Raw genomic sequence first — 21,285 nt, 5'->3', positions numbered from 1 at the left:
GTCACCTTTGCTGTGTAACGAGTTTGGAAGGAGCCGCGCCCGCAGTGACAGGCTTTTCATAGGGCTTCTTGGCGCGAGCGCCGGTCAGGACGGCGTAAAGGCGAGGGGCGATCTTGCGGCAGAGATTGTTCGAGAAGGCCAGGAACGGGAGCAGGACCGCCAGCGAGAGGATGAAGAAGGCCGGGTAGAAGCTGACGCCCGCTTTGCCCCAGACGATCCACATGAAGATCAGCAGCGGATAGTGGCTGCAGAAAATCCAGAAGCTCAGGCTGCCTGTTTTCGACAGCCGCTGGCCGATCTGTGTCTCGATCAGCGGCGCCGACAAGAGCCAGAAGCCGAGCGCGCCGAAGATGGCGAGCGTGTTGCGCAGGAACTGTACCCAATCCGGCAGGCTCGGGCCGGTCATGTAGATGACGGTGGCAAGCGCCGCGCAGCTGGCGAGCAGGAGGACCGCGCCAAGCGTGGCGAAGCGGTCGAGCGCCTTCAGGTCGATCTTGTTCAGGCCGATATAGATGCCGAGGCTGAACGAGAAGAGGATGGAGCGCTTGAGGACGACATAGAGCGATGCCTCCGGCACCACGGCAACCACGAGCAGCACCGACAGTGTCAGCAACGGCGCATGGCGGATCAGCCATGCCAGCAGCGGCGACAGCAGGATGCAGACGAACAGGTCGCGCAGGAAATAGAGCGGCACGTTGACCGGGAAGTCCTCCACCGCAAACAGCTGGGTCATCAGCTCGCGCGCCGAGGCCTGCCACGGGTTCGGCACGTAGCCGTCGCCGAGGCCGACGCCGAGCGCCACCAGGATCGCCAGGAAGAACAGGCCGTTCCACAAGAGGAACGGCAGGAGCACGGTCTTGGATTTCGTGCGTACCGTTTTCAGGTAGCTGAAATTCTCCAAGCCGCCACGGAACAGGAGATAGCCGGAGATCGCACTCAGGCAGGGCACGCCCACCCGGAACAGCGCTTCCGCCAGGAATACTCTCAGCCAATCGAAGGCGCCGTAGGTCCCGACAAAGGGACTGGTCTGGTCGCCGAATGGTATGTGTACGAAGACGATGCCCGAAATGAGCACTATCCGCATCAGGTTGATCCGTGAGGACACGTTGGTATCAACATTCACGTTGTCAGTCACCCCTTTTGGGTCGCAGCTCCCCTTTGCAACCGTTTCAATCAGAGCAGACTTCAGCCCGCAGCGAGGGAAGTTAGGGCGAATTCACGGAAGAAAATATGGCACTGCAGCAAAAGTGATCGATCACGCCGTTTCGTAACGGATACTACTTGCCGTAACAGGCTGCGAAAAATGCGCGGCCTAGGTGTCTCCGTGCCGGCCAGAAGCCAGTGTCAGCAGTGCATTCAAGAAAATGATTATATTCACTGGCTTAGGCGCAAAAGACGTGGTGCGGCGCACGAAAGTTTTTATCAAATGAGAGGAAATGTTACAGTAGCCGTCCGCAAGTGGTTCATCATTTATGGTCGGAATGGGGCGGTTTGATCCGGAATGGAGCGTTTCCGGATCGAGGGGCCGTCAGCGGTCTTCGTGCCGCCTTTGACAAATTTCGGCCGAAATGCCCCTGATGCTTGTGCGGTGCAGCAGCTGGCCTAGATGGCACGGCTAAATGTGCCGACCGAAGCACCAATTCGAACCTCTCAGGGAGAGAGTATGGCGACTTTCACGATCATTATTCCGTTCTACCAGCGGGATGACGGCATCCTCAGAAGGGCGCTTGCGTCGGCGTTTGCGCAGAGTTTTCAGGACTTCGATATCATCGTCGTCGACGATCAGTCGCCCTATGCGCCGGCAAGCGAGTTGGCGCCGCTGACCGCCGAAGAGCGGGCGCGAATCACCGTCGTCAGCCAGCCGAACGCGGGACCGGGCGGCGCGCGCAATACCGGGCTCGATCATGTTCCCGCGGCCACGCGCTATGTCGCGTTTCTCGATTCGGACGATATCTGGACGCCGGATCATCTGAAAAACGCGTTCACGGCCATGGATACGCTCGGCGGCGATTGTTACTGGGCGTCGATCGAGGGCGGGGCGGAGTTCGACTATCACTTCGGGATCGCGGCGCTTGCGAAGATCGACGGTGCCAAGCGTCTGATGGAGACGCCTGACATCCTCTCGGTTCCCGATATTGCGGGGGTGATGATCAACGACTGGGCGTTCCTGCACATGTCGTGCATGGTCATCGGCCGCCCGCTGATCGAGACCGTGCGTTTCGATGCGGCGCTGCGGCTGGCGGCGGAAGACGTTCTGTTCTTCTGCGACTGCATGCTGGCGGCCAAGCAGGTTCTCTTGTGCGCCGATGCGGGCGCGTTGCGCGGCGAGGGGATCAACATCTTCCACGGCGTCGACAACACGTCGCCGGAGTATCTGAAGCAGCAGTTCATCACCTGGATGGCGCTCGACCGGCTGGAAAGCCGCTTCGCCTCACGGCCGCGCGAGATCGCGACCATCCGGTCCTACAAGAGCCGGGCGCGCAAGCAGGCGCTGTGGGGGCAGGTGGGGCAGCTCAAACGCCGCCGCCGCCCCGATTTTGGTCTGCTCGCACGCTGGCTGGTGCAGGATCCAAGGCTGATCCAGAGCGCATTCCAGCTCGCCGCCGGCAAGCTCTCAAAGTAACGGCTACTCCGCCGGCGCGTCGAGCAGATAGCGAAGGCGGTCGCCGCTTGAGGTGACCGCCACACCATCCGGGTTGCGCCAGCGTTCCGTCTTGTCGGCGAGGATGCCGCCGGCGATTGCCGGGAAGGCGGAGGGATGGGTCGCGACGTAGGTGATCGCGGCGCCGGCGCCCTTCTGGTTCTTGATGTCGAGGAAGTGGCGCAGCTCGTATTTGGCGCGAATGTGCTGTTCGTGCCGGCGCACGGCGTCCGCCGCCATCGGCTTCAGCTTGAAATCCTTGAGAAGCGAACGGTCCGCCTCGTAAAGGCGGCGCAGGTCTTCCGTGCGGTGGCTCCCGCTCAGCGAATTGCCGCGCACGACGGCGCCGTAACCGCAGCTGTGGATCACCTTGTAGCGGGCGCCGAGCGCAAGCGCGCGGATGTAGAGATCGTAATCCTCGCCGAGGCGCATGTCCTCGCGGTAGCGGAGCTTATGCTTGTCGAGAAAGGCGCGACGCATGACGGGCTTCAGGAAGCCGATCTCGCCGCGGCGCACGCCGCGCTTGGAGATGTTGCCGTCCACGAAGGTCGTCAGATCGAGATAGAGAGGGTTTTCGGCGAAGCGATCGAGCTTCTGCGGCGCCTGGGCAACCGTGTCGGCATCGACGAAGGCGATGTTGTCGGCCACGAACTCCCAATCATCGTCCGAGAGCATGCGGGAGAAGCGGCCGGCGAAGAAGAAATCGTCGGCGTCGAGAATGGCGATCAGCGGCGATGTGGAGATATCGATGGCATGATTGCGCGCGGCTGACGGGCCCTTGTTCTTCTCGAACCTGACGATCCTGAGCCTGCCGGTGGCGTCGTTGCCGCGTTCGGCGGCTTGCGCCGTGGAATCGCTCGAGCCGTCGTCGACGACCACGACTTCGGCGACCTCAGCTTCCAGAAGTGCTGATCTGACGGCGATTTCGATCGTATCGGCCGCGTTCTTGGCGGCGATGATGACGCATATGCTAGCTGTTTCAGCCACGCTCTACCTCCGTTGTTTCGCCCAAGACCTAGGACGTTGCAGCGCAGCAGACAACAAAGAGCGCTTCACATGATGTTACGAAGGGTGGGTTCGTGAGCGGCGACCGGGCAGTTACGGCCGCCCTTGGCGCTTAGCGATTGAACGGCTCTGAGCTGTTGAACGGCGGTACGTGCAGCTTTTCAGCCTCTTCCGCGCGGCCGGCCGCGCGCTTGGCGCCGCTGCGCTCCTTGCTTTCTTTCCAGACGAGGTAGAGCACGCCGCCGAAATAGCCCGCCTGCAGCAGGATCGCACAGATCACGGTCTTGATGATGGTGCCGGATAAGGAGCCGCTCAGCCAATAGGTCGCGACGGCGAACACGGCGAGTGCGCCCAACATGCTGACAAAAACGCGAGGTGCATACATTTGTTGCCTCCCCAGATGGTGCCCTTCAATGAACAGCCATTGAATACGCGGCCACACCAGGACCCTTTTGTAGATTCTTTTTACAGGACTTCGTCATATAACTAAAGCGGTGAAGACGTCGTTTGCGCCTGTATTCAGTATCTACAAGTGTCATCTTAAAGCTTTGTTCCGGGTATTGGTAAAAATGCCACTTATCGGTCTGGCCGCCCGGCAATCGGAAAACGTCGTTAAAGTTGGGTTTCGATGTGAGGGTTGCATCGAATTTGACAATGCACGTTCTTGTTTACGCCACAATCGATACCCGCTGAGGTGTAGTGGGCGCGTTTCGCATTCAACTTTTATTACAAAGATTTAATTTCAACCGATTTGTGAGTGCGGCGCAAAAACGATGCTGCGATGCAATAAAACGCCCCCGTTCAAGTTTAAAAACAGGTACGTTGGAGAAGTGATGGCCGCGCTCAAGAACTTTCGACCGCGACCGGTCACCCCTGTAAACTTCGCTCGGGGTGTATTGGCAAGAAGTCACGGGACATTTTATTTCGATCTGCAAATATAGTTTTGATCGCTTTGGTGGAATCTAAATATGTTTCAGCGACCACTGAAATACAAAAAGTTGAACAAATGTTTCCAAAACCGTTCGATAACGACCGGTTTTAAAAACGTGGCTTAAAAAAACAAAATCCCCTCATACACTCCCAACTCGTCAGCGCTAGCTTAGCGTCCTGAGCCTTAACCGACCAAACGGCAAACATAAGTGGAGTTACCTCTATGAAGTCTGCGACGAGATCGGACAGTTCGCCATTTTATGGCGCAGTTCACGAAAACGCGTTTCCGCCCACGGGCGGCTTCGCAAAACGGGCATTCGATGTGTCCGCCGCCTGCCTCGGGCTTCTGTTTCTGAGCCCAATCTTTTTGATGGTGATGCTGCTTGTGAAGCTTACGGACAAGGGTCCGGCCTTCTATGGCCATCGCCGTATCGGCCACAATGGCCAGGAATTCCGTTGCCTGAAGTTTCGGACAATGGTCACCAATGGCGACAAGGTGCTGCAGGACTACCTGCGCAACAACCCTTCCGCCATGGATGAGTGGCGCGCCACGCGCAAGCTGCAGAACGACCCCCGGGTCACTGCCGTTGGCGCCGTGCTGCGCAAGCTGAGCCTTGATGAGCTTCCCCAGCTCTTCAATATCATTCGCGGTGAGATGAGCGTCGTCGGTCCGCGTCCCGTCGTTCAAGACGAACTTGAAATGTACGAGCACGCCGCCGTCTTCTATCTGCAGTCCCGCCCGGGCCTTACCGGTCTCTGGCAGGTCAGCGGACGCAACGACGTCTCCTATGCCGCTCGCGTCGCTTTCGACACCCACTACGTCGAAAACTGGTCGATGGCCCGGGACGTTGCGATCATCGCAAAGACCATTCCCGCCGTCTGCGCTCAGCGCGGAAGCTACTAACGGCATCCTTACGCCCGACGAGCACGTCTTATGGCTCGCCGTCGGGACGAAACACGGGGAAAAATATGAACGAACGTCTATTTGGCAGTCAGGCTGGGCGATCCCGTGCCCTTCGATCCGGTGTTGCAGTCGCTGCCGGGTTGAGTGCATTCCTGCTGTCCTCATTCATTGCCAGCGCGGACGACTACCGCCTTGGAACCATGGATAAAGTGAAGATTCGAGTTGCCGAATGGCAGACGGCGGATGGGACGATCCGCGACTGGTCTGTCGTCAGCGGCGACTACACGGTTGGCCCATCCGGCAGCATTTCGCTGCCATTCGTCGGCGATCTCGCCGCTTCCGGGCAGACCACCGACGCTATCGCCAAGCAGATCGGCATGGCCCTTCAGAAGCAGTTTGCCCTGAAGGACCGGCCGTCGGCATCCGTCGAATTATCGGAATTCCGCCCTGTCTATCTCTCCGGAGACGTGGAGAAGCCGGGTGAGTTTCCGTTCGCGCCGAACCTGACCGTTGCCAAGGCTGTCAGCCTTGCCGGCGGCCTTCGCAGGGCCGATTCCGGCCAGCGGTTCGCCCGCGATTTCATCAACGCCAAGGGCGACGCCGTCGTCTATATGGCGGACAGGGCGCGGCTTCTGGTGAAGCAGGCTCGTCTTCAGGCCGAAATCGACAACAAGGATAGTTTCGAGATTCCGGCAGAGCTGAAGGACAAGCCGGAGGCCAGAGCACTCGTCGACAGCGAGAACGCGCTCATGACCTCGCGCAAGAAGCGGCTGACGCTACAGCTTCAGGCACTCGATGACTTGAGAGCTCTCCTGCAGAGCGAAGTCGAGACGCTTGCCAAGAAGACGCAGACGCAGACCCGCCAGCTGGAGCTTGCCACGGCCGATCGCGACAAGGTCGACGATCTCGCCGAGAAGGGGCTGGTGCTCAGCGCCCGCAAGATCACGGCCGAGCAACGCGCGGCCGATCTTGAGGCGATGCTTCTGGACATCGACACGAACTCGCTCAAGGCCAAGCAGGATATCAGCAAGGCCAACCAGGACGAGATCACGCTTCGCAACGACTGGGACGCGCAGCTCGCCCAGGAAAAGCAAAGTGCCGATGCGCAGATCGATCAGCTCAACCTGAAGCTCACGACCAGCAACTCGTTGATGGCCGAGGCGCTCACGCAGTCCACGGATGCGGCCCGGTTCGACACATCGACGGGTGCCGCCAGCATTGCCTACTCCGTCATCCGCGACGTGGATGGCAAGCCGAAGGAAATCCCGGTGCAGGAAAGCACCGCATTGCAGCCCGGCGATCTGATCAAGGTCACCGCCGGACTGGCCATGAGGTAACGAGGCAGTATGCGTATCGCTAAGTCGGCGCTCATCCAGCCCGGCGGGAATGTGGCCTATGCCGTTCCCGCCGTGGCGCTCTCGCTTTTTGCATTCGCCTACTCGCTCAGGTTCGGGCAGGTGGCGATCCTGCTTTACTATGCGCTCTGGCTGCCGCTGATCGTGGTCGATTACCGCAAGGTGCTCGGCAACTACAATCGCTACGCCTGGATCTACGCCTTCGCGGCGATCGCCTTCCTGTCGGTCTTCTGGTCGGCGGCACCCAGCGTGTCGATGCGCGCCGCCATTCAATATTTCACGCAGGTGCTTTGCGCGCTCATCGCGGTCAGGGTGCTCGATGCCAGGACGCTGACGCTTGGAATGGTCGCCGGCATCGGCATCGTTCTCGTCTATTCGGTGCTGTTCGGTCACTACGAACTCGACGTGATGGACAACACCTACAGCTTCGTGGGTGCTTTCGCGTCGAAGAACCAGCTCGGGTTCTATGCCTCGCTCGGCCTGATCGCCTGCTACGCCACCGTCTTCATTTTCGGCGAACGCCGTCCATCATGGTTGGGTGCCACAGGCGTCGTTGGGCTGCTATCCGCCTACTGCCTCATGGTGTGCCAGTCGGCGACCTCGGTTTTGACGGCGGTCGTGGTTCTGGCGCTGATGGTCGGCCTGCGTGTGGTGCTGACGCTGACGCCCGACCAGCGCAAGCTGCTCGTCATCGGCGGCGGTGTCGCGGTGATCGTGCTTGCGGTCGCCGGTGTCTATCTCGGCGCGGTCGATGCCGTGCTCGGGATTTTCGGCAAGGATTCGACGCTGACGGGACGTACCTATCTGTGGCAGCAGGGGATCGAGGCCGCGGCCGACAATCCCTATTTCGGCGTCGGCTATCAGGCCTATTGGGTTCAGGGTTTCTCGGAGCCGGAGCGGCTCTGGGAAGAGTTCTTCATCGGCTCGCGCAGCGGCTTCCATTTCCACAACACCTATATCGAAACCGCGGTGGAGCTTGGTCTCGTCGGCGTATTCATCCTGGCCTTCACGCTCTTGAAGATCCTGTGGGGGCATCTTCGCCGTCTCATCGAAGATATCAGGAACGACGAATCCTACCTGCTGTTTGCCATTGCCGTGCTTCTGGTGATCCGCTCCTTCGTCGAGATCGACATTCTGACGCCCTATAACGTCGGGACGTTCCTGTTCTATTTCTGCGCCGGAAAACTGATGAGCGTGCGTCGCCAGCCGGATGTCGCGGCATGGGCGCGGCAGGCACGGCGGCCCGAACCGTTGATGCATTCGCACTAAAAAGCATTGTCGGCCGGCATTGACCGGTCATTTGAGGAAACCGGATGAAGACCCTTTACGGCATCCAATATCTGCGCGCCTTCGCGGCGCTTGCTGTCGTCGTTTTTCACGCGGCCGAGAAGTCCGGCGAGCACTTCGCCATCGGGGCTGCCGGTGTCGATGTGTTCTTCGTCATCAGCGGCTTCATCATGTGGGTGATCAGCGAGCGCCGGCCGATGACGCCGCAGGGCTTCCTCATCGACCGCCTGCGCCGGATCGCACCATCCTACTGGCTGGTGACAGCAATCATGATCGCCGGCGCCGTGGCCGGCCTGTTTCCGAACCTGCAGCTGACGACGTCGCATATCGTTGCGTCGCTGTTCTTCATCCCCGCGCATTCTCCGAGCACTGGTGACATCTGGCCGGTGCTGGTGCAGGGGTGGACGCTTAATTTCGAGATCTTCTTCTATGTGCTCTTCGCCGGCGCGCTGTTCCTGCCGCGCAAATGGCGTCTCGTTTTTCTGCTCGCGCTGTTCGGCGGCTTCTTCCTGGCCGGGCAGATCCTGCAGCCGACGACGCCTGCGCTCTACACCTACACGCGGCCGATCATTCTCGAGTTTGTCGGCGGCGTATTGATCGCCGAGCTGTGGCTGCGCTGGTGGATTGCCGGCACCAGCCTTGGCCTTGCCTGCGTGGGCGCCGCCCTTTCCGGTTTCGCCGCCATCCATCTGATGGGCGCCGAGTTCAATGCCGGGATCTGCGGTCCGCTGGCGATGGTGCTGGTCTACGGGATGGTGTCGCTGGAGGCGGCCGGCAGTCTCGGCCGCATGCCGCTGCTCACCTATCTCGGCGACGCCTCCTACTCGATCTATCTCTGGCACACGCTGGCGATCTCGGTGGTCGCCAAGGCGGGGCAGGCGATCGGCCTCTCTGCGACCGTCATGGCTCCGGTGTGCGTTCTTGCCGGCGTGGTGCTTGGAACCGCGGCCTACGAACTCATCGAAAAGCCGCTGAGGAAGCTGCTTTCCAGCTCGCGTTCGAAACAGGCGACACTTGCCCGCCGGCCCTCATGATGAGGCTTCGACCGGCGGGGTCCCGGCATCCGGTTCTACCGTCGGCGCCGGCCTGGCCTTCCTTCTGAACGAGCGCAGCGCGACATAGAAGACGGGCGTCAGGAACAGACCGAAGATCGTAACGCCGAGCATGCCTGAGAAGACTGCCGTGCCGAGCGACTGGCGCATTTCCGCGCCCGGGCCGGTGGCGATCGCGAGCGGCAGCACGCCGAAGATGAAGGCGAAGGCCGTCATCAGGATCGGGCGCAGGCGCAGGTGGCTCGCCTCTACGGCTGCCTCCACGGGAGACTTGCCTTCGTCTTCCGCCTGACGGGCAAACTCGACGATCAGGATCGCGTTCTTCGCCGCAAGGCCGATCAAGACGATCAGGCCGATCTGTGTCAGCACGTTGTTGTCCATGCCCCGGAACCAGACGCCGATCAGCGCGGCAAGCACGGCCAGCGGCACGATCAAGATGATCGCCAGCGGCAGGACCCAGCTTTCATATTGCGCCGCGAGCGCCAGGAAGACGAAGATGACCGACAGGGCGAAGATATAGACCGCCGTGTTGCCGGTGTGGGTTTCCTGGTAGGCGAGTTCGGTCCATTCGAAGGTCGTGCCGGGCGGCAGGATTTTGGCGGCCAGCGCCTCCATCTTCTTCAGCGCGTCGCCCGTCGACGTGCCTGGCGTCGGATTGCCCTGCAGCGGGACGGAAACATACATATTGTAGCGCTGGACGAGGGCAGGGCCGCTGGAATCCTGGATATCCATCAGCGTGCCGAGCGGCACTAGCGCGCCGGTGGCCGAGCGCACCTTGAGGCCTAAGATATCCTCGCGGTCCATGCGGTATTGCCGGTCGGCCTGGGCGCGGACCTGATAGACGCGGCCGAAGGCGTTGAAATCGTTGACATAGGCGACGCCGAGATTGATCGACAGCGCGTTGAAGATATTGGGGATCGGCACGTTGAGGAAACGCGCCTTGTCGCGATCGATGGCGAGATAATATTGCGGGCTGGCATCCGAGAACGTCGTGAAGACGCCGGTCAGGCCTTCGGTCGTCGCGGCCGCGCCCATCATCTGGCGGGCAAGGCCGAGAACACGGGTCATGTCGGCGTTTTCAAGATCGAGGATCTGCATCTTGAAGCCGCCGGAATTGCCGACGCCGCGCACCGAAGGCGGCGGGACGGCGATGATGAAGGCCTCCTGGATGCTCTGCAGCTTGCCGAAAAGCTCGCCGATGATCTTGTTGGCGGTCTCGCCGCCTTCCTCGCGCTCGGCAAAGGACTTGAACGGCACGAAGACGACGCCGGAATTGGAGGCGTTGGTGAAGGTCGCGCCGCTGAAGCCGGCGAACTGCACGGCATTGCCGACGCCGGGGACCGTGCGGGCGATATCGCCGACCTGTTTCACCACCGCATCGGTTCGCGCCAGCGACGCGCCATCAGGAAGCTGGACGACGACGATCGCGTAGCCCTGGTCCATGGTCGGGATGAAGCCCGATGGGACCTTGGTGATCATGAAGTAGGTGGCGCCGAGCAGGCCCGCGAAGACGAGCAGCGAGCAGGTGATGCCGATCCAGCTTCGGACGAGATGCCTGACGATCCACGAATAGCCGTGGCTCAGGCGATCGAAGCCGTTGTTGAAGCCATTGGCGAGACCTCGCCCGAAACGCAGGGCGATGTTGTTGCGCGTGTGCTGGTGATCGTGGCTTCTGAGCAGAATACCGGCGAGTGCCGGCGACAGCGTCAGCGAGTTCAGCGCCGAGATCGCGGTGGTGACCGAGATGGTCACCGCGAACTGCTTGTAGAACTGGCCGGAGATCCCGGGGATGAAGGCAGTCGGCACGAAGACGGCGATCAGCACCAGCGAAATGGCGATGACGGCGGTGCCGACTTCATCCATCGTCACATGCGCGGCCTCTTTCGGCGTCATGCCTTTGGCGAGATTGCGCTCGACGTTTTCCACCACAACGATGGCGTCGTCGACGACGATGCCGATCGCGAGCACCAGGCCAAACAGCGTCAGCATGTTCAGCGAGAAGCCGAAAGCGAGGAGCACGGCGAAGGTGCCGATCAACGAGACCGGGATGGCGATGATCGGGATGATCGCGGTGCGCCAGGATTGCAGGAAGACGAGGACGACGATCGCCACCAGGATCGCGGCTTCGGCGATGGTTCGATAGACTTCGGTGATCGATTCCGAGATGAACTCGGTGGTGTCGTAGACGATGCGGTATTCCAGACCCTGCGGGAAGGTCTGGGAGATGTCCTTCATCAGCGACTGGATTTGATGCGCGGTATCGAGCGCGTTGGTTCCGGGACGGGCGAAGATGCCGAGCGCCACGGCGGGGTCGTTGTTGAGATAGCTGTTCGTTACATAGTCCTGCGCACCGAGCTCGATGCGGGCGACGTCCTGCAGCTGCACAAGCCGGCCGGCGCCGGTCGACTTGACGATGACGTAGCGGAATTCGCGCACGTCGGAGAAGCGGCCGTCGGTTCTGACCGTATATTCGAAGGCGTTCTTGCCTGTTACGGGTGGTGCGCCGATCTTGCCACCGGAGACCTGGACGTTCTGGTCGCGAAGGGCCGAGACCACGTCATCCGATGTCATGCCGTAGGCCGATAGCTTTTGCGGATCGAGCCAGATGCGCATGGAATACTGGCGCTCGCCGAACACCTGCACGTCGCCGACCCCATCGAGCCGGACGAGCGTGTCGCGGATGCGGTTGCGGGCGTAGTTGGAGACGTAAAGCTGGTCGTAGCGGTGCGAGGGCGAGAGAAGGTGCACGACCATCATCAGGTCGGGCGAGCTTTTGTCGGTGGTGACGCCGAGGCGCTGCACTTCCTCCGGAAGTCGGGGCAGGGCGATCGAGACGCGGTTCTGGACGAGCACCTGCACCTTGTCGAGATCGGTGCCGAGCTTGAAGGTGATGGTCAGCGACATGGCGCCGTCGGCGCTGGAATAGGAGGACATGTAGAGCATGTCCTCGACGCCGTTGATCTGCTGCTCCAGCGGTGTGGAGACCGTGTCGGCGATGGTCTGCGGGTCGGCGCCCGGATAGGAGGTGCGCACCACGATGGTCGGCGGCGCGATCTCGGGATATTGCGACACCGGCAGCTGCGTATAGGCGATGCTGCCGACGACGAGCAGCACGATCGAGATGACCGCCGCGAAGATCGGGCGGTCGACGAAGAAATGAGCGAACCTCATTGTGGCGTCTCCGTCGCGGCGTTTTCCGGCGGCGTGTCGCGCCGCTCCTGCGGCAGTTCGGTCATCTGCGGCGTGATGGTCGCGCCGGGGCGGGCGCGCATCAGGCCGTTGACGATGATCGTCTCGGTGCCATCAAGGCCTTCACGAATGACGCGGTAGCCGTAGAGCCTGGGGCCGGGGCGCACGGGCTTGGTCGACACCTTGCCATCGGTGCCAACGACGAAGACGACGCGTTCGTTCTGGTCGGAGCCGATCGCCTCGTCGGGCACGAGGATCGCCTTGTACTTGTTGGAGGCCTCCACCTGTACACGGCCGAAGAGGCCGGGCTGCAGGATCAGGTCGGGATTGGCGAGGCGAGCACGGATGCGGATGGTGCCGCTCTCGTTGTCGATGCGGTTTTCGGCGAAGTCGAGCTTGCCGGTGAATGGCTTGGCGTTTGGATCGGAAATCGTCACGGTGACAGGCACGCCGCCGCCGCCCAATTGCAGGTCCTTGCCGAGCTTGCGCGCCGTATCGGCGAAGTTCAGCAGGCGGCGCTCATCGACGTCGAAGTAGAAATCGATCGGGTCCAGCGACACGATGGTCGTCAGGATCGTCTGGTCGGCCTGCACCAGATTGCCGGTGGAGATCAGGCGTCGGTCGATGCGGCCGCTGAGCGGCGCCGATATCGTCGTGTATTCCATGTCGAGGGCCGCTCGGTCGGCGGTTGCCTGGGCGCCGCGAACATTGGCCTGCGCGGAGAGCCATTCACGCCGGCGATCATCGAGCGTCGAGACCGACTGGCTGCCGCTGGTGGCAAGGCTTTGCGCGCGGTTGAACTGGGCCTCCGCATAGGTCTGCGTGGATTTGGCGACTTCGAGCGCGGCGTTGGCCTCGTTGAGCGCGGTGACGAAGGGGCGCTGGTCGATGACGAAGAGCTTGTCGCCCTTCTTCACCAGCGCGCCATCGGTGAAATCGACCTCATTCAGATAGCCGCCGACGCGTGCGCGCACCGAGACCTCGTCGACCGCCTCGAAGCGGCCGATGAACTCGTCGTTGTCGACGACCTCGCGCACCACGGGCTTGGCCACGGTGACCGGCGGCGGGGGCGGGGCCGCGGCCTGCTGGGCGGATGAGGCGAGGGGGAAGAAGACGACGCTGCTGAAGGCCAAGACGTAGCGAAGTGAGAAAGGCATGGCGGCTCCCCATTCGGGCGGCCAAACACGCCGCCATGACTATGCTGAAAGAATGCGTTTCATGTCAGGCGGTACTCGAGCGACTGTGTGCCACTCGCCTATTTCTAATTCTGTCTTACGTTCGTGGCGCGGATAGCGCTCACGACTTGCATGCCGTTGCGGTCGACTGGCCGGGAAGGTCCCCGCCCGGTAAGCCTCTGGATTTCGATATAAACGGGTGTCTTGACGAAAAGCAAATCCCGGTGGGTTGAAACTTCCAAGATCAATGAAATCAGGGAGAGTATCGGCGGGCCGCCAACGCTTTCCGGTTTCGGCGGCATATTCCTTAGCCGGGTGCGACAATTTGGCCGCACATTCGCAATAATCAACCGAAGGTGACTTGTATGTTGCACCTGCTCAATATATCTAGACACATTATAAGTGTGCTTACTATTGGCGCAGTCCTCAATGAACAGCAATCCGCCTCTCGGCTTCCTCCTGCACGATGTCGCACGTCTGCTTCGAAAGCGTTTCGAGCAGCGGGCGAAGTGCCTTGGGTTGACGCGATCGCAATGGCAGACGCTGGCGTATCTCTCCAACAATGAGGGGATACACCAGGGCGGGCTGGCGGAGATGCTGGAGATCGAGCCGATCACACTTGTACGCATTCTCGACAAGCTCGCCGAACGCGGGCTGATCGAGCGCCGCCAGCACCCGACGGACCGCCGGATCTGGCTGCTTTACATGCGCGAGGAGGCACATCCGCTCTTGGCGGAAATGCGCGGACTTGGCGATGTGACGCGAGGCGAAGCCCTGGAGGATGTTTCCGCCTTAGAACGGGAGCAGCTTTTCCAAATCCTGTCGCAGATGAAGACCAACCTAGTGCAGGCCTGCCGGACCCCCCTGGCATTGGCTGAAAACGAGACCAACCATGGCTGATAAAATTCCCCTGCGCGTCGTTTCCGACGCCGATGCCAATACTGCTGCCGAAACGAACGAGGTTTCTCCGCGCGAGGAAACCGTCGCCGAGGCGCCATCGTCCACTCCCGCGCCTGTCGCCACTGTGGCGCCGCTCGTGACCACGCCCCCGCGCCGCAAGCGCAGCATGACCCGGCCGGTGTTGTTTGCACTGCTGCCCGTCGCGCTCGTCGTCGGCGGTTATTACTACGTCAATAGCGGACAGGTGATGTCGACCGACAACGCCTATATCAAGTCCGACATGATGGGGCTGACGACCGACGTTTCCGGCATCGTCGACACGATCGACGTGCATGAAAACGAAGCGGTGAAGCAGGGCCAGGTGCTGTTCAGCCTTCGCCAGGACGTGTTCAAGATCGCGCTCGACGGCGCCAAGGCGCAGCTCGGCGCCGTGCGCAACCAGATCCTCAACCTGGAAGCAAGCTACCAGCAGTCGCTGGCCGAGATCACCCAGGCCGAGGCCGATATCCCGTATTTCCAGACCGAATTCGACCGCCAGCAGAGCCTGCTCAACAGCTCGGCGGCCACCCGCACGGCGTTCGACCAGGCAAAGCACAATCTGCAGGCCGGTCAGCAGAAGGTTGCCGTCGCCAAGGCGCAGGCGGCTGCCACGCTCGCACAGCTCGGCGGCAATGCCGACCAGCCGGCCGAGCAGAACCCGCTTTATCTGGAAGCCAAGGCCAAGGTCGACGACGCGCAGCGCCAGCTCGATCACAGCGTCGTCCGCGCGCCGTTCGATGGCATCGCCACCAATGTCAACGCGCTGCAGCCGGGCTCCTATCTCGAGGCATCGACGCAGGCCTTCTCGCTGGTCGCGACCAAAAATCTATGGATCGACGCCAGCCCGAAGGAAACCGAGCTCACCTATGTGAAGCCCGGCCAGACGGCTACCATCTATGTCGACACCTATCCGGGTGTGACCTGGAAGGGCAAGGTCGAGAGCATCAGCCCGGCTTCCGGCTCCAGCTTCTCGTTGCTGCCGGCGCAGAACACGACCGGCAACTGGGTCAAGGTCGTGCAGCGTATCCCGATGCGGGTCAGCATCGAGGACGCAGCCGGCAAGCCGCCGCTTCGCGTCGGCATGAGCACGGTCGTCGATGTCGATACCGGCCACGCGCGCGGCCTGCCGGATTTCGTGTCCAAGCTTCTGGGCCGCTCGGGCGGAGATCATGAGTAACGCTGCCTCCGCGTCCTTCGTCCCGGTTGCCAATCGCGGCATGATCACGGCCTGCGTCATCCTCGCCGTCATCATGCAGGCGCTGGATACGACGATCGCCAACGTTGCGTTGCCCTATATTCAGGGCAGCGTTTCGGCGAGCGCCGACCAGATCAACTGGGTTCTCACCTCCTACATCGTCGCGGCCGCGATCATGACGCCGCCGTCGGGCTTTCTTGCCGCCAAGTTCGGCCGCAAGAAGGTGCTGCTGACGGCGATCACCGGCTTCGTCGTGGCCTCCGTGCTCTGCGGTCTGGCGCAATCGCTGAACCAGATCGTCGGCTTCCGCCTTTTGCAGGGCCTGTTCGGCGCATCGCTGGTGCCGCTGTCGCAGGGCATTCTGCTCGATATCTACACGCCGGAAGAACGTGGGTCCGCCATGGCCTTGTTCGGTGTGTCGGTCATGGTGGGGCCGGTGCTTGGCCCTGTCATCGGCGGCTGGCTGACCGACAACATCAGCTGGCGCTGGGTGTTCTACATCAACGTGCCGATCGGAGCGCTCGCCTTTGCAGGCATCATGATCTACGTCACCGAGACGAAGCTGGACGCGCTCGCCAAGCTCGACTGGTTCGGTTTCGGGATGATGAGCCTCGGCATCGCGTCGCTGCAGCTCTTTCTCGATCGCGGCGAACAGCTTAACTGGTTCGCTTCGGGCGAGATCATGATCGAGGCGATCATCTGTGCCGCGGCCTTCTATCTGCTTGTCGTGCACACGCTGACGGCGGAGAAATCCTTCGTCAATCCGAAGCTGTTTCTCGACCGGAACTTCTCCGTCAGCATGATCTTCATCTTCGTGATCGGGATCACCTATCTCGCCTCGCTGGCGCTGATGACGCCCTATCTGCAGACGCTGATGGGCTATCCCGTCATCACCGCTGGTATCGTCATGGGGCCACGCGGCATGGGTACGATGCTGTGCATGTTCATCGTCGGGCGGCTGATCGGCAAGGTGGATACGCGCCTGCTTCTGGTGCTCGGCCTCGGGCTGACGGCATGGGCGATGTACGACATGACCGGCTGGACGCCCGATGTCTCGCAGTGGACGATCGTCTCTGTCGGTTTCATCCAGGGCGCCGGGCTCGGCTTCCTGTTCGTGCCGCTGACGACGATCGCATTTTCGACGCTGCCGGCGGAGATGCGCGGCGACGGCACCGGTCTCTACAACCTGTCGCGAAACATCGGCTCAAGCGTGGGGATCTCCATCGTCTCGGCGCTTTTGGTCGAAAACGCGCAGGTGAACCACGAGAACATCGCCGCCTATGTCACGCCGTTCAACCACGCCTTCGATGCGGCGGCAGCGCAAGGGATGAGCCCGCTCACCGCCGCTGGGCGCGCGGCGCTGAACGAGCTGATCACGCTGCAGTCGACTGTTATCGCTTATATCGATGACTTCAAGCTGCTGATGATCATGTCGCTGGCGGTCATTCCGCTGGTGCTGTTGCTGCGCAAGCCCAAGGTGGCCCCGGTCATGGACCACAGCGCCGTGATGGAGTGATCAGCGAAACGGCCTGCTGAGATAGCGAGACCCTGAAATGCCGAAGCGCCATGGTGCTTCGGCATTTTTCGTGATGCCGATGCGTTTTCCGCTGACGATCGGCGCCGGTGCCGTCGGCGTCAGTGAATAGGGGGCGTGGTCGAGCAGGCGATCATTGAGGGCGATGGTGACGTCGAGCGCCTGGCAGAGCTTGCCGGGGCCGCTGCAAAGCTGCGTGAGCGCATCGGTGCCACGGCGCTCGATCATCGTGGCGATGCCGATTTCCGGCTCGATGGCGCGGATGAGCACGGCGGAGCCTGGGGTGCAGACGAAGTTCAGGCACCAGTGCATGCCATAGATGCGGTAGATATAGACATTGCCCGGCCTGCCGAACATGGCGCCGTTGCGCTGTGTCGGGCCGCGAAAGCTGTGGGAGGCTTCGTCATCGGGGAAATAGGCCTCGGTCTCGACGATGCGCCCGCCGATGCCGGCGACGGTGATGCGGCAGGCGAGAAGATCGTGGGCGACGGCGATCGCATCGCGCTCGAAGAAGCGGGTGAGGGCTTCGCCCGTTATCGGTGCCGCGCCGAGCGCGTCTGTCCTGTCGTCCATATGATCTATCGGCCGGGCTTTGGATCGTGCAGCGGGATCGACGAGCCGGTGACGGAGACCGGGTCGCTTGCCGGGAAGGTGTCTTCGAGGCCTTCGTCCAGTTCCTCTTCCAGCGTAGCCGCATCCTTGCTGTGCGGCCCGTCGCCGGCCGAGCTGTCATGCGCCGCGAGAAGTAGATGGCGAGCGTGGGAGACGGCGTTGTCGCGGGTCAGGCCGGGTGTGGCTGCATTATAAAGCGTCACGGAAATGCTGTTTCCGGTCTTGTCGCCGAACATGACGACGAAGCCGCCCTCGCGTGCGTTCACTGTTATGTCTGTGATGGTCATGGTTTCGCTCCCGATGATGGGTTTGCCGAGATCTTGATCGTATGACTATGTTTGCCTCGCGAACACCTTCGTCAACCACTCGATGAAGACGCGGACGCGTGGCGAGAGCTGGCGGTTTCGCGGATAGAGCAGCGAGACCGGCGTTTTCGTCAGCGGATAGTCTTGCAGGATGGGCTGGAGCTCGCCGCTGTCGATATAGCGCTGAGCATGATAGCGCGGCACCTGGATGATGCCGAGGCCGAGGCGCGCGGCCGCGTGGAAGCTTTCGGCGGCGTTGACTGATAGCGTCGCGGGCAGGGTGACGTTGCGGATCTGGCCGCCCACGAGGAATTCGAGCGGCACCAGCGCGCCGGTGGCGCTGGAGTGAAAGCCGACCATGCGGTGGCCGTCCAGCCGGTCGGGATGCTCGGGCGTTCCATAGCGGGCGAGATAGGAAGGCGAGGCGAGCGTGACTTCCTCCAGCATCGCCACGCGGCGGGCGACCATGTCGCTATCTGAGGGTATGCCGACCCTCAGCACGCAGTCGATGCCTTCGCGCACGAGATCGACGAGACGGTCGCCCTCGCTCATGTAGAGTTCGATGTCGGGATAGGCTTCGAGAAAAGACGGCAGGTTGGGCAGCACGAAATGGCGCGCCAGCGTGCCATGCACATCGACGCGCAGCATGCCTTTCGGCTTGGCGCCGGCGAATGCGCCTTCCGCGTCCTCGATATCCGAGAGGATCGACAGGCAGCGGCGGTAATAGGCCTCGCCGTCGAGCGTCGGGCTCACGTGGCGCGTCGTGCGCTGCAGCAGGCGAACGCCGAGGCGGGCCTCGAGCTGCTTGACCGCATCGGTCACCGTCGAGCGCGGCAGGCCGGTATCCTCGGCGGCGACGGTGAAGCTGCGGCGCTCGACGATGCGGCAAAAGACACGCATGGCATCGAATCTGTCCATCTATCTGTTCGCTATTTCCGGATAGTGATGGCGAATAATGGATGATTATCCGCCGCGAGAAAAGCGGCATCTTCTCTCCAACGGCGCGATATCGCGCTTCCAAGCAAGGAGAATGACAATGACGGCATCGGAAAACAGGGTTGCGATCGTGACCGGCGCCTCCAGAGGCATTGGCGCGGCGATTGCCGATCGGCTTGCGCGCGACGGATTTACCGTGGTGATCAACTACTCCGGCAACGCCGCGCCGGCCGAAGAGCTGGCTGCCGCGATCGAAAAGCGCGGCGGCAAGGCGCTGACGGCGAAGGCCGATGTCAGCGACGCGGAGGCCGTGCGGCGGATGTTCGATGCAGCCGAGGCAGCCTTCGGGGGCGTCGATGTGTTGGTCAACAATGCCGGGATCATGGCGCTTTCTTCGATCGCGGATGCGGACGACGCGCATTTCCAGCGCATGATGGACGTCAACCTCAAGGGCACGTTCAACACGCTGCGCGAGGCCGGCAAGCGGCTGCGCGATGGCGGCCGGATCGTCAATTTCTCGACGTCGGTGGTCGGGCTGAAGCTCGAGACCTATGGTGTCTATGCCGCAACCAAGGCCGCCGTCGAGACGATGACGGGGATCATGGCCAAGGAGATGCGCGGCCGTAACATCACCATCAACGCGATTGCGCCGGGGCCGACGGCCACCGATCTGTTCCTCAACGGCAAGTCGGACGAACTGGTGGCGCAGATGGCGAAGATGAATCCGCTGGAGCGGCTCGGCACGCCCGAGGATATTGCAGCGGCCGTGTCGTTTCTCGCCGGTCCCGATGGTTCCTGGATCAACGGCCAGGTGCTGCGCGCCAATGGCGGCATGATCTGATTTATGCGTCCGGCGGGCGGCTTTCGGGCCGCTCGCGCCGTGGCGATCCGCCGCAGCGCTCAGCTGTGGATATCCTGCGCCGCAAAACGCCAGCACCCGGAAGGGGATAGGGTTGGCTGACGCATTGAGGCGACAAGCCTGCAATATCCCCTTACATTTGCATCATGATTGTCTATATTAGCAATGTAGGGATGTGCGGGACTCCTCCAATCCTACGCATCAGACCTCAATAGCTGCCGAGCCATTGTTCCCTGGTGACCCGGCAGAGAGTGAAAGAAGAAATGGCAAAACATATGGTTGCGGCCCGTTGAAGGTAAACGCCTCGCGGGCCGCAGTTCTGTCAGCGGGCATCCAGCTTGGCGTCGGTCAGAAGCTTGACCATCCAGTCGACGAAGACGCGGACCTTGTTGCTGAGGTGGCGGTTCGGGGGATAGACGATGTAGAGCCCGAGCGGCTCACGGTTCCACTCCGGCAGCACCTGTATCAGCTCGCCGTTTTCCAACTCGTTGCGGATCATGAAGCGCGGTAATTGCGCGATGCCGAGCCCCCTCGTGGCGGCTGTCACGAAGGTTCGGCTGTCGTTCACGGAGACGAGATAGCGCGGATTGATCTCTAACTCCTCGTTGTCCCTGCGGAACTCGAACGGAAGCGTCCGGTTGGTCTGCGCGCGAAAATAGCTTACGGAATAGTGATCGTTTTCAAGCTCTTCCGGTCTCGACGGCATTCCGTATTTCTCGATGTAGAGCGGGGAGGCGCAGGTAATGAGCTCCACCTCGGATACGCGGCGTGCAATCAATGATTGGTCGGCTGGAGTGCCGGCGCGCAGCGCGCAATCGACGTTCTCGGCGAGGTAATCCACGGTGCGGTCGCCGACGCCGAGGTCGATGCGGATATCGGGATATTTCTCATAGAAATCGCAGAGCGCGGGCACGACGATCCAGTCGGCGAAGGCGCCGGCCATCTCGACGCGCAGGCGCCCGTTCGGAAGCCCTTGCGAGTTGGTGAGGCTGCCATCCAGCTCGGCGATCTCGGAGACGATCTGGGCCGCGCGTTCGTAATAGAGCGCGCCGTCGGTCGTCACCATGACGCGGCGGGTGGTGCGGTTGAGGAGCTTGGTGTGCAGATGTGCTTCAAGCCCTTGAATGAGGTTGGTCACCGTCGCCTTGGGCATCGAGAGCGTGTCGGCGGCCCGTGTGAAATTGCCTGTCTCCACGACGCGAATGAAAGCGCGCATTGCCGAGAGCTGGTCCATCGGAATTCACCTGAGTAGTTTGCAGTGCGGTATTGTTCGAAATCCGGAACAGTGTAATCGTATTGAGGCTTCTTATTCCGTGAGTGGAATAACAATATCTTTTTTTCAGAAATTGCAAGCCGTCGCCTTGGGC

18 protein-coding genes are annotated in these 21,285 nt (G+C 61.6%); 9 read left to right on the top strand and 9 right to left on the bottom strand.

Annotated features, from left to right (window positions below):
- Position 1: 1 nt before the first annotated feature.
- Positions 2-1,084, bottom strand: a complete 1,083-nt coding sequence (locus ACODTZ_RS18350) for an acyltransferase family protein (protein ID WP_489027098.1) — start codon at positions 1,082-1,084, stop codon at positions 2-4.
- Positions 1,085-1,663: 579 nt separating this feature from the next.
- Here ACODTZ_RS18350 and ACODTZ_RS18345 point away from each other — a divergent pair.
- The gene (locus tag ACODTZ_RS18345) at positions 1,664-2,623 is read left to right on the top strand and encodes a glycosyltransferase family 2 protein (RefSeq protein WP_489027097.1); all 960 of its coding nucleotides are present in this window, start codon (positions 1,664-1,666) and stop codon (positions 2,621-2,623) included.
- A 3-nt stretch (positions 2,624-2,626) separates the two neighbouring features.
- Here ACODTZ_RS18345 and ACODTZ_RS18340 read toward each other — a convergent pair whose 3' ends face one another.
- Together ACODTZ_RS18340 and ACODTZ_RS18335 are read right to left on the bottom strand one after the other, a co-directional pair.
- Complete coding sequence (locus tag ACODTZ_RS18340; protein ID WP_489027096.1) at positions 2,627-3,628, bottom strand: glycosyltransferase family 2 protein; 1,002 nt, start codon at positions 3,626-3,628, stop codon at positions 2,627-2,629.
- Between the two features lie 130 nt (positions 3,629-3,758).
- Positions 3,759-4,031 carry an exopolysaccharide production repressor protein gene (locus ACODTZ_RS18335; protein WP_047513954.1) on the bottom strand — a complete coding sequence of 91 codons (273 nt, stop codon included), beginning with the start codon at positions 4,029-4,031 and terminating at the stop codon, positions 3,759-3,761.
- Between the two features lie 768 nt (positions 4,032-4,799).
- On the opposite strand from ACODTZ_RS18335, the gene ACODTZ_RS18330 reads away from it, so the two are divergent.
- The 4 genes from ACODTZ_RS18330 to ACODTZ_RS18315 all read left to right on the top strand — a co-directional run bounded on the left by ACODTZ_RS18330 (position 4,800) and on the right by ACODTZ_RS18315 (position 9,156).
- On the top strand, positions 4,800-5,480 hold the full coding sequence (locus ACODTZ_RS18330) for a sugar transferase (protein WP_047513953.1): 681 nt from the start codon (positions 4,800-4,802) through the stop codon (positions 5,478-5,480).
- A 65-nt stretch (positions 5,481-5,545) separates the two neighbouring features.
- A complete protein-coding gene (locus ACODTZ_RS18325) occupies positions 5,546-6,817 on the top strand; it encodes a polysaccharide biosynthesis/export family protein (RefSeq protein WP_047513951.1) in 1,272 nt (423 codons plus the stop codon).
- A gap of 9 nt (positions 6,818-6,826) precedes the next feature.
- A complete protein-coding gene (locus tag ACODTZ_RS18320) occupies positions 6,827-8,104 on the top strand; it encodes an O-antigen ligase family protein (RefSeq protein WP_489027095.1) in 1,278 nt (425 codons plus the stop codon).
- A gap of 44 nt (positions 8,105-8,148) precedes the next feature.
- Complete coding sequence (locus tag ACODTZ_RS18315; RefSeq protein WP_489027094.1) at positions 8,149-9,156, top strand: acyltransferase family protein; 1,008 nt, start codon at positions 8,149-8,151, stop codon at positions 9,154-9,156.
- Here ACODTZ_RS18315 and ACODTZ_RS18310 read toward each other — a convergent pair.
- Positions 9,151-12,345 (bottom strand): efflux RND transporter permease subunit, encoded by a 3,195-nt coding sequence (locus ACODTZ_RS18310; RefSeq protein WP_489027093.1) that lies wholly within the window; start codon positions 12,343-12,345, stop codon positions 9,151-9,153. The two genes, ACODTZ_RS18315 and ACODTZ_RS18310, sit on opposite strands and share 6 nt — an antisense overlap.
- Positions 12,342-13,520: an efflux RND transporter periplasmic adaptor subunit gene (locus tag ACODTZ_RS18305; RefSeq protein ID WP_112980721.1), complete on the bottom strand. Its 1,179-nt coding sequence runs from the start codon at positions 13,518-13,520 to the stop codon at positions 12,342-12,344. The genes ACODTZ_RS18310 and ACODTZ_RS18305 overlap by 4 nt, the downstream gene beginning before the upstream one ends.
- A 447-nt stretch (positions 13,521-13,967) precedes the next feature.
- Between ACODTZ_RS18305 and ACODTZ_RS18300 the strand changes: the two genes are divergently transcribed.
- The 3 genes from ACODTZ_RS18300 to ACODTZ_RS18290 are packed head-to-tail and all read left to right on the top strand — an operon-like array spanning position 13,968 to position 17,188.
- The gene (locus ACODTZ_RS18300) at positions 13,968-14,438 is read left to right on the top strand and encodes a MarR family winged helix-turn-helix transcriptional regulator (RefSeq protein ID WP_047513941.1); all 471 of its coding nucleotides are present in this window, start codon (positions 13,968-13,970) and stop codon (positions 14,436-14,438) included.
- Entirely contained in the window at positions 14,431-15,654 is a 1,224-nt protein-coding gene (locus tag ACODTZ_RS18295; protein WP_489027092.1) for an HlyD family secretion protein, read from the top strand. The genes ACODTZ_RS18300 and ACODTZ_RS18295 overlap by 8 nt, the downstream gene beginning before the upstream one ends.
- Positions 15,647-17,188 (top strand): DHA2 family efflux MFS transporter permease subunit, encoded by a 1,542-nt coding sequence (locus ACODTZ_RS18290; RefSeq protein WP_111564097.1) that lies wholly within the window; start codon positions 15,647-15,649, stop codon positions 17,186-17,188. The genes ACODTZ_RS18295 and ACODTZ_RS18290 overlap by 8 nt, the downstream gene beginning before the upstream one ends.
- Here the strand turns inward: ACODTZ_RS18290 and ACODTZ_RS18285 are convergent, their stop codons facing one another.
- Genes ACODTZ_RS18285 through ACODTZ_RS18275 form a run of 3 tightly spaced genes read right to left on the bottom strand, consistent with a single transcriptional unit; the run spans position 17,189 to position 19,041 of the window.
- On the bottom strand, positions 17,189-17,779 hold the full coding sequence (locus ACODTZ_RS18285; RefSeq protein WP_489027091.1) for a DNA-3-methyladenine glycosylase: 591 nt from the start codon (positions 17,777-17,779) through the stop codon (positions 17,189-17,191).
- A gap of 5 nt (positions 17,780-17,784) precedes the next feature.
- Positions 17,785-18,105, bottom strand: coding sequence for a hypothetical protein (locus ACODTZ_RS18280; RefSeq protein ID WP_112980717.1), 321 nt, complete (start codon positions 18,103-18,105; stop codon positions 17,785-17,787).
- Positions 18,106-18,150: 45 nt separating this feature from the next.
- Positions 18,151-19,041, bottom strand: coding sequence for a LysR family transcriptional regulator (locus ACODTZ_RS18275; RefSeq protein ID WP_489027090.1), 891 nt, complete (start codon positions 19,039-19,041; stop codon positions 18,151-18,153).
- A gap of 118 nt (positions 19,042-19,159) precedes the next feature.
- Here ACODTZ_RS18275 and ACODTZ_RS18270 point away from each other — a divergent pair, with 118 nt between their 5' ends.
- A complete protein-coding gene (locus tag ACODTZ_RS18270; protein ID WP_489027089.1) occupies positions 19,160-19,900 on the top strand; it encodes an SDR family oxidoreductase in 741 nt (246 codons plus the stop codon).
- A gap of 340 nt (positions 19,901-20,240) precedes the next feature.
- Here the strand turns inward: ACODTZ_RS18270 and ACODTZ_RS18265 are convergent, their stop codons facing one another.
- Positions 20,241-21,152: a LysR family transcriptional regulator gene (locus ACODTZ_RS18265; RefSeq protein ID WP_489027088.1), complete on the bottom strand. Its 912-nt coding sequence runs from the start codon at positions 21,150-21,152 to the stop codon at positions 20,241-20,243.
- Between the last annotated feature and the right edge of the window lie 133 nt (positions 21,153-21,285).

Source organism: Rhizobium sp. FG113 (genome assembly GCF_057809895.1).
This window is presented reverse-complemented; position numbering and strand designations above follow the sequence as displayed.